This is a genomic window from Blautia sp. DFI.6.71 (assembly GCF_020593585.1).
GTDB classification, from domain to species: domain Bacteria; phylum Bacillota; class Clostridia; order Lachnospirales; family Lachnospiraceae; genus Blautia_A; species Blautia_A wexlerae.
Genome location: NZ_JAJDMJ010000084.1, coordinates 1 through 8697 on the forward strand (window position 1 = coordinate 1; position 8697 = coordinate 8697).

An 8697-nucleotide genomic window follows, 5' to 3' on the forward strand; every position below is an offset into this window, starting at 1 on the left:
GTATCCTATTTTCATTATAGGCTGAGATAAGCTTTCATGATTCGTTGACAATTCATATATGATCGATTTGATTCGTTTGCACAACGTTCGATTTCAGTTTTGACGATTTCGTTCCATGGAGCCAGAAATTCTAATTCATCATCGCTCATCCTATCATTATCGTGCTGATATGCACAAAAAAATAACCTTATTATGCCGGTTGACAGGTTGGATTACGCTGATTTTTTGAAAACTTTATATGGTATATTTTAATGAATTGCAGGATTACTTTATTGACATTTCTGACACTATCATATACACTGTACATATCGTATAAGTACGCATATATCAGAAGGTGGTGAGAGGAAATTAGAATGGAAATTATCATAAGTAATAGTAGTGATAAGCCTATTTATGAACAAATTGCTATGCAGATCAAGAATTTAATCATGAATGGTACCCTATCTGCCGGAGAAGCCCTGCCTTCCATGCGTGCACTGGCAAAAGACCTGCATATAAGTGTTATTACTGTTCAACGAGCTTATGAAGATTTAACTCGAGATGGGTTTATCGAAACCGTATCGGGAAAAGGTAGTTTTGTTGCATCACCAAATAAAGAATTTATTCAAGAAGAACAACTACGAATAGCGGAAGAACTTTTAGAAAAGGTTGCTATAATCGGTCGTACCCATGGTATCAGCTATGAGCAAATGGCTAATATTCTAAAACTATTTTTTGAAGAATGAGAGGTGGAATTATGGAACAGAACAGTATTGTTGTAAAAAATGTGACTAAAAAATTTGATGATTTTATGTTAGATCATATTTCATTTACAGTTCCTACAGGACGTATTGTGGGTTTCATAGGAGAAAATGGTGCTGGAAAAAGTACAACTATCAATTTAATTTTAGACCAGTTGAAGTTGGATACGGGTGAAATAAGAATATTGGGTAAACAAAATCATTCTTATTTGCATAAAGAAAACATTGGTGTTGTTTTTGACGAATGTAAATTCCATTCCGTCTTAAATGCAAAAGATATTGCCCAAATCCTTTCGGGATCTTATAAAACATGGGATATGAATTTGTTTGAAGAATATATGAAACGCCTTGATGTTCCATTAAATAAATCAATAGGGCAACTTTCAAAAGGTATGAAGATGAAATTGTCAATTATTTGTGCACTATCGCATAGACCCCAGATTCTGATTTTAGACGAAGCAACAACAGGGTTAGATCCTGTTGTACGAGATGAAATTTTGGACATTTTTTTAGAATTTATTCAAGATGAAGAACACTCTATTTTGTTCTCTACACATATAACCTCTGACATACAAAAGGTTGCTGACTATGTAATTCTGATTCATAATGGAAAAATTATTTTTGAGGAAAAGAAAGATGACCTCATTTATAATTATGGAATTATACGCTGTAAAAAATCAGAATTTAATACTGTTTCACCAGATGACTATGTATGTTGTCGAGAAACAAATCTTAGCGTGGAATGCTTAATACATGACAAAGTAGCTGCAAAAAAAAGATACCAAAATCTAATTATTGATAATGCTTCTATTGAGGACATTATGCTGTTCTATATCAAAGGAGGTGTCAAATGAAAGGATTGGTTTTTAAGGATTTATTGCTTATGAAGAAAATGAATAAAAAAGTCATTTTTGTAATGTATTTTTTTGTAATAGCAATTTCATTCTTCGGAGAGAATGAGGTTTACTCAATTATGTCATCGGCTTTTTTTTCACTTTTTATCGGTATGCACTTAATGATGACCATGACCTATGATGGATTGACTTCATGGAAACAATATGAATTAACCTTGCCGCTGAGTAAGTACCAAATCATTTTCAGTAAGTATTTGACTAGCTTGCTTCTTGTTCCGATTAGTATAATGGGTACAGTTATCATTTATATCATTCGTTATGTGGTTTATCATAATTTTACGCTTAGCCAGTTTGGTTTTTCTATCACCATTGCAATAGCATTACCTGTTTTATGGTGTTCTATATGTTTAGCAATAGCACAGTGGTTTGGCTATATGAGTGTTCAGTATGTGAGAATGATTTGCACGCTTCTCGTTATCTTTTTCGTAAGTAAAATATCAAAAGATATGAAATACGTTACTCAAAATTTGGTTAAAAATCCTATGTTGATTACTATTTTTGCTTTGGGTATAGTAGTCGCATCGTATTTTGTTAGTGTTATAGGATACTCAAGAAAAAAATAAAAAGTAGAAGTGCAAATAAAAGTAAGTGTCGAGCGAGTACGTTGTCCTGTCTGCGGAAATAAAACACGTGACAAAATCCGAGAAGATACTGTACTAAAAAATTTTCCACTCTTTTGTTCGAAGTGCAAAAGAGAATGTCTAATCAACATTGAACAATTCCATATAACTGTTATTAAAGCGCCAGACGCAGAGCCGATAATACACAGTTCTCTGAACTGTAGTTATCGGTTTTTGTATTTTCCCAATCATAGTGATTATCAGCTATTGATTTACACTTAAAACTGATCCAGATTTAATGCTTAAAACTGACCCATGGTATAATTTGGCCTTATGGCCTTGATAACTGATAATTATTTGTATAAGTCAGTTTTATATTCCTGTGACCTCTCTTTCGTTTTAATATGTTGTCTGTAACAGAATCGGCTGTTCATGTTACGTCATTGCTGCAAGTCTTTCTTTCCATATCATTTTGAATCCAACCCGGGCAGATTTTCTTCAAAATCATGGTGGAAGTGCTTCGTTTCTGTGTTTGGAAAATGAACGGAAACACTTGATTTTACTGACTTTCTTCAATGTAACCTTATTATAACGTCCTCCCCCCACCCCACCTCTTCATTAGGATACTCCTCGAACCCCGGCAATGGTCTGGCGCCTTTTCGGAGACAGGCTTTTACTTTTTCCCCATAGAGGTAGGGATCGTTTCCATTCACAATCCCCCATTGCATCAGCAATGCAGCGGATCCGCTGACAAAGGGTGTTGCAAAGGAAGTCCCTGTTACTGTTCTGTAACCACCACCGGGTACGGGGGCAACTATGTTCACTCCGGGTGCCACCAGATCAGGTTTCAGATATGGCAGCATTCTGCTGCCCCTTCCGGAAAAATCCGCATAAGAGTCAACCAGCGAATCATATGCTCCAACTGCAATAACCCGCCGGGCTGTGGCAGGTATGGTCAAAGTCCCATATGCCCTTGGTTCATAAAACCCAGTTCCTCTGTTCAGGGTATTTCCACCTGGCAGCCACAGGTAATATTCCCCTCCTCTGACCTTTTTTCCACTTAGGATGATTTTCCAGTCTCCACTGTCCACATAAGTTTTCCCAGGAAGGAAATCTATGTAGATTTCCTGTGTCAGATGATAGGGTCCAGGTTTGCCATAATAGATTAAAAGATCTGTATTTCCCAGTCTGTACCTCTGAGGACCAAGCTTTTCGTCTAAGGGGCCGATCCGGTTTCCGGATGGATTTTCAATATAAATACTCATTTCATCCTCATAAGATTTCCATAACTGCACATTTAATGTTGGTTCCCTGCTGCTCACAGATAATTCTATCTGTCTGGTCTGTCCCTGTTTCAGGGTTCCTCCCTCATGCAGAGGCTGATTGCCGTTGTTCCCTGTACCTGTACAGATAGCCAGACGTCCTGTGGAAGAAACCATATCTATATATGTTTCAAGAAGGGAATCTCCCTTGTGTGTTCATTATAACTAGGGGAAAATTACTGTAAAAAAATTTGCAGTCTTTACACTGCCTGTTTTTCTACCGGATAAGGCGACTGATACTTAAATACAATATCAATGCTCTTATCTCCATTCACAACAATTTTTTCAATCAATTCTGTCACAATTTCTCTTGTCACTTCGGATAATGTTCCATACTTGATAAATTTCTCTATCCAGTTTTCATAAGATTCTTCTGCCTCTCCAAAGCTGTCTTTCTCTTGTTCTGCCAACTGAATCTTCGCCCTGATATCTTTATCCTGCTTTTCATATTCTGCCTTATAGGAGAGATATTCTTCTTTATCCAGAACACCATCTACATAATTTTCGTAAGTTTTCTTTTTATACTTTTGGACAGCCGCAAGTTCTTTTTGTAACCGTTCAATCTGCTGGTCTGCTTCTGCACATCGTCTCTGCACCTCCTTCTTCCTATCTGCTACTTTTAATATTTCATCCTTATCACTTTCTTTCAGTGCCAGTTCCGCTTGTCTTTGGATTTCATTTTTTACAATAGAATCCAATACTTCTTTTTTAATGAAATGAGAATAACAAACTGTGTTTCCTTTTTTGTGATAGGTACCGCACTCATAACCGTCCCGACAAGTAACCCTCTGGAAATTATATCCGCAATCTCCACAAACAATAATTCCTGCGTATGGATTTACCTTTCTCACTTCGCTATTAAATCCCGGTGTCCGTGTTCTTTTCTTCATAAGTTCCTGTACCTGCTCAAAAGTATCTTTGCTAATAATTGCTTCGTGCATTCCTTCCACAATATACTGCTGTTCCTCTGGAATATATTGATACTTTTCCACTTTATAGGATATCTTTTCTGATTTATGCTGTACCATAGCCCCTGTATAAACTCTGTTTCGCAAAATTACATTGATCGTAGGATATGCCCAGCCCTTTGCACCCGCTTTTTCTAATGCATTGGCATATTTCAATCCCTGCACCTTTCTCTTATACTCTGACGGTGTCAGAATTCCTTCCTGATTCAGTTTCTTTGCAATACCATCCCTGGAATATCCTTCCAAACTCATATAAAAGATTCTCCGTACCACTTTAGCTGCTTCTTCATCTACAAGAAAATGATGCTTATCTGCCGGATCTTTTACATATCCATATGGGGCAAACCCAGACATAAACTGTCCCCGTTTCTTCTGGGCGGTCAATGCACCTCTGATTTTCTTAGATATATCACGACTATACATATCATTAAACAACGTCTTAAACTGTGCCAATTCTTCATTACTGTGATGAACAGAATCCACGCCATCCAAAATTGCAATATAACGCACACCCAAAGATGGAAAAACACGCTCAATATAGTTACTGGTTTCAATATGTTCACGCCCAAGCCGGGAAATATCTTTCGTAATAACGCCTTGAATTTTCCCTTTGTAGATATCCTCCATCATCCGCTGAAATTCCGGTCTATTCGCAAAATAAAGCCCCGAATAACCGTCATCAATATAAATATCTGCGATTTCCAGATCCTCTGATTTAGTCACATACTCACGAATCAGTTTCATCTGATTTTCAATACTCTCACTAACTTTATTCTCTCCATCATCCTTCGACAGACGACAATATACACCCATCTGATACATCATATCACCCCATCTTTCTCAAGTATTCTATCTGGTGAACTCTCTACTGAAGCAAACTTAAAATATATATCTATTTTCTGCTCTGGATATACATAAATTTTATCAACTAACTCCACAAGCGCTTCTCTGGTAAGCTGCTTTACCGTTATTCTTCTGCGATTAAAGTGCTCCAACCATATCTTTGTTTCATTGACCGCCGCCCGCTGCCTTTGCTCTTCATGGTTCAGTTCTGATAATTCTTTTTGATATTTCTGATTCTCTGTTTCATACATCTGTTTTAATTCCAGATATTCCTCTTTGGAAAGTACTTCATCCATAAACTGTTCATATGCTCGTTTCCGGTATTCCAGATTTCTTTCTATTTTTGCCTGCAATTTTGCAATTTTACCATCCAGTTCCGGCTGTTTCTGTCTGATCTGAGTTTCCAGATTCTTCATATCCATCTTCATCTGTTTCAATTGCTGGTTGATTGCAAATACAACCAGTTCATCCAGCTTTTCAAATGTAATATGATTCAGCTCACAGTAATTCTGCCCCTGCTTCTGATGAAAACCACACATATATCCGTCATAGTCTTTATGAGATGCCAGATAACGTTTTCGCATGGCTGTTTTACATTTCCCACAAAAGAGCAGTCCCACATATTTATGTGGTTCATTGTTTTTATCAAAATAGGAAACTCTGCGCCCCTTTCTTATTTGCTGAACCCTATCAAACTCTTCTTTAGAAATGATTGCCTCATGTGCATCCGGCACCAGCTCCATTTCTTCCAGGGGAATTGCCTTTTTGTATTTCAGCTTATAAGACGGTCTTTCATGTTTCCGAATCACAACCGCCCCAGTATAGACCGGATTCTTTAAAATTCCACTTACAGTAGACGATGTCCACAGACCTTTTCCCGAATCCCATACATAATTGGTTTTTAAAACTTCCTTTTTATATTTTGCGGGACAAGGGATTTCATCTTCATTCAAAGTCCTGCAAATAACCGTACAGCCAAATCCATTTTGATACATTCTGTAAATTCTTCGAACAACCTCGGCTGCATAAGGATCAATTTCCAGATGATTATGAATTGTTTTACTTTTCACATATCCAAAGGGGGGCTGTTTCGGAGTATATTCGCCCATACTTCTTTTGGTCTGAATCGTTGTCTTAATCTTTCTGGATGTATCTCTCAAATACATATCATTCAGCAAAGTTTTTATTTCTAACATTTCATCATAAGTTCCAACGGCTGAATCATAATTATCCAGAATCGAAACAATCCGAATCTGTTTCTCCGGGAAATATTTGCCTAGATAATAGTTGGTATCAATATGTTCTCTTCCAAGTCGAGATACGTCCTTAAAAATCACCATATTGATAACACCAAGCTCAATATCTGCCAGCATCCTCCGAAATTCAGTTCTTTCAAAATTACTTCCAGAAGCCCCATCGTCTACATAAACTTTTTTCTCTGCAATATCTTTATTCTCTGCAATATAATCTCTTGCCATCTGAATCTGAGAGTGAATACTATTGCTGTATTCACCCTCTTTATTTTGCTCTTCAATGGAAATTCGGCAATAAATTCCTGCCTGATACATTCTATCCCTCTTTTCATCGGTCTTGCGTAGTCATTGTCTTTAATTGTCTTTATTTTACAACAAGAACTTAAGAAAATCAACCTGCAATTTTTCGTTCAGTAAGATTCTGAATGCACTGGATCAATGTCTTTTCCCCATTAAAATGCACTCGAATCTGATATCCTGCATGTTCATAGCTTACATTCTCTTTTTGGATTTCTTTTTTTGTATCCAGAACTTCTACAGAATCAAATAACGTATTCATGCTATATGCCTCCTTCAGCATACAGTTCTCTCTACATCCTATGCCGGCAGGATTGTACAAAAGTTCTGTATGAATTGAATTCGGCTTTCGAAAGCCTGATTACATTCTAAAATTATTCTGCACCAATCACATTGAATTGAAATTGACCGCAGATTGAGTTTTTAAGATTCATTTTCTTCCTATACAGTATCAATTCCTATTGTCCGGAACATTTGTTCGTGTTATAATAAAAAGACTTTAAGAATATAAAACACGAAAACCAAAGGAGGGATTTCTGTTGGAACGATGTGATTTTTCTTCTATTAGCACATGCCTAAAAAATCAAATCAGTGAAAGCAATCAGATGAACCAACCTGATTTTTTATACGAATTATTTGAAGATTTTATGAATGATCCGATAAATGAAGATTTTTCTATGGATAATGGTCTAATTTGCCGCTGGATAACCGGACAAGCAAAAATCAGTCCCAAAATAACCTCATATTATGCAAAACCCAGCAATCAGAAAAAACTGGCAACAACCATTCAGCGGAACTTACTTCCCTTAATGGCAGACTGCAACATGGTTATACAGGACATTTACACGTTATTCATACAGGACGATACGATTTCGGATACAAAAAAGCAGGAACTTGTATCTCTATATAAACCTTCTGATTCAAGGCTGTTGTTTTTAGCAAAAGTACTTTCTTTTGGTATGGAACGGCAATTTATTAAACGTGATACAAGAAATCAAAAACTGATTGCAGGAGGTGTTCTATCTCCGATTGTTCTGGATTACATTATGGACAGCGAAGTCCCAAAACCATGCCGTCATTTTCTAGGAAGAGAAGAAGAACTGGATGAACTCCATACTTTGTTTGAAGAGAACCGACATATATTTCTTTATGGAATTGCCGGAATTGGAAAAAGCGAGCTTGCTAAAGCCTATGCAAAGCAATACAGAAAACAGTACACCAATATTCTCTATATGGAATACACCGGTAATCTATATCAAGATATTGTAGACATGGATTTTATTGATGATCCACCAGAAATCAGTGAGCAGGAACGTTTTCAAAGACATAACCGTTTCTTACGCTCTTTGAAATCTGATACACTGCTGATCATAGACAATTTTAATGTCACATCCACACAGGACAGTTGCCTGTCAGTCGTATTAAAATACCGTTGCCGGGTTTTATTTACAACCAGAAGCCAACTGTCTGAATACTGTAGTTTTCAATTAAAAGAACTGAAAGATATACCCACTCTTTTTCAACTGACATCTGTATTTTATTCAGAAGCAGAGGAAAACCGGGCAATCGTAGAAAAAATCATAGAAACTGTACACTACCATACTTTTGCTGTCGAACTGGCAGCCAAACTTCTGGAAAATGGAATTTTAACTCCAGAGCAATTATTGATAAAACTTCAAGAGGAAAAGGCTTCTCTTCATAATGAAGATAAGATTAAAGTAATGAAAGATGGTCAGAGCAAAAAAGCCACCTATTACAACCATATCCATACCCTGTTTTCGTTATACTCCTTATCACGGA

Annotated in this window: 9 protein-coding genes; 5 read left to right on the plus strand and 4 right to left on the minus strand. The window is 36.8% G+C overall.

Annotated elements, in window-relative coordinates; translation table 11 throughout:
* The first annotated feature begins 353 nt into the window (after window positions 1–353).
* The 4 genes from LJE12_RS18740 to LJE12_RS20345 are packed head-to-tail and all read left to right on the plus strand — an operon-like array spanning window position 354 to window position 2496.
* Window positions 354–725 carry a GntR family transcriptional regulator gene (locus LJE12_RS18740; RefSeq protein ID WP_118613448.1) on the plus strand — a complete coding sequence of 124 codons (372 nt, stop codon included), beginning with the start codon at window positions 354–356 and terminating at the stop codon, window positions 723–725.
* Window positions 726–736: 11 nt separating this feature from the next.
* Window positions 737–1594, plus strand: a complete 858-nt coding sequence (locus tag LJE12_RS18745) for an ABC transporter ATP-binding protein (protein ID WP_118613446.1) — start codon at window positions 737–739, stop codon at window positions 1592–1594.
* Window positions 1591–2217, plus strand: a complete 627-nt coding sequence (locus LJE12_RS18750) for an ABC-2 transporter permease (RefSeq protein ID WP_025581255.1) — start codon at window positions 1591–1593, stop codon at window positions 2215–2217. Before LJE12_RS18745 ends, LJE12_RS18750 begins: the two co-directional genes overlap by 4 nt.
* A 15-nt stretch (window positions 2218–2232) precedes the next feature.
* On the plus strand, window positions 2233–2496 hold the full coding sequence (locus LJE12_RS20345) for a cysteine-rich KTR domain-containing protein (RefSeq protein WP_081703345.1): 264 nt from the start codon (window positions 2233–2235) through the stop codon (window positions 2494–2496).
* A 290-nt stretch (window positions 2497–2786) separates the two neighbouring features.
* Here LJE12_RS20345 and LJE12_RS18760 read toward each other — a convergent pair whose 3' ends face one another.
* The 4 genes from LJE12_RS18760 to LJE12_RS18775 form a co-directional block, all read right to left on the minus strand.
* The gene (locus LJE12_RS18760) at window positions 2787–3653 is read right to left on the minus strand and encodes a S8 family serine peptidase (RefSeq protein ID WP_227227098.1); all 867 of its coding nucleotides are present in this window, start codon (window positions 3651–3653) and stop codon (window positions 2787–2789) included.
* 83 nt (window positions 3654–3736) lie between these two features.
* Window positions 3737–5329 carry a recombinase family protein gene (locus tag LJE12_RS18765; protein ID WP_005428244.1) on the minus strand — a complete coding sequence of 531 codons (1593 nt, stop codon included), beginning with the start codon at window positions 5327–5329 and terminating at the stop codon, window positions 3737–3739.
* Complete coding sequence (locus tag LJE12_RS18770; protein WP_009245397.1) at window positions 5326–6915, minus strand: recombinase family protein; 1590 nt, start codon at window positions 6913–6915, stop codon at window positions 5326–5328. Before LJE12_RS18770 ends, LJE12_RS18765 begins: the two co-directional genes overlap by 4 nt.
* A 76-nt stretch (window positions 6916–6991) precedes the next feature.
* A complete protein-coding gene (locus tag LJE12_RS18775; protein WP_009245398.1) occupies window positions 6992–7159 on the minus strand; it encodes a hypothetical protein in 168 nt (55 codons plus the stop codon).
* Window positions 7160–7502: 343 nt separating this feature from the next.
* Here LJE12_RS18775 and LJE12_RS18780 point away from each other — a divergent pair.
* Window positions 7503–8697, plus strand: a 1195-nt coding sequence (locus tag LJE12_RS18780; RefSeq protein WP_227292358.1) for an ATP-binding protein, incomplete at its 3' end; no start/stop codon positions are given.

Coding starts and splice junctions, on each gene's coding strand:
- LJE12_RS18740 (WP_118613448.1), top strand. CDS start 354: ATGGAAATTATCATAAGTAATAGTAGTGATAAGCCTATTTATGAACAA.
- LJE12_RS18745 (WP_118613446.1), top strand. CDS start 737: ATGGAACAGAACAGTATTGTTGTAAAAAATGTGACTAAAAAATTTGAT.
- LJE12_RS18750 (WP_025581255.1), top strand. CDS start 1,591: ATGAAAGGATTGGTTTTTAAGGATTTATTGCTTATGAAGAAAATGAAT.
- LJE12_RS18760 (WP_227227098.1), bottom strand. CDS start 3,653: ATGGTTTCTTCCACAGGACGTCTGGCTATCTGTACAGGTACAGGGAAC.
- LJE12_RS18765 (WP_005428244.1), bottom strand. CDS start 5,329: ATGATGTATCAGATGGGTGTATATTGTCGTCTGTCGAAGGATGATGGA.
- LJE12_RS18770 (WP_009245397.1), bottom strand. CDS start 6,915: ATGTATCAGGCAGGAATTTATTGCCGAATTTCCATTGAAGAGCAAAAT.
- LJE12_RS18775 (WP_009245398.1), bottom strand. CDS start 7,159: ATGAATACGTTATTTGATTCTGTAGAAGTTCTGGATACAAAAAAAGAA.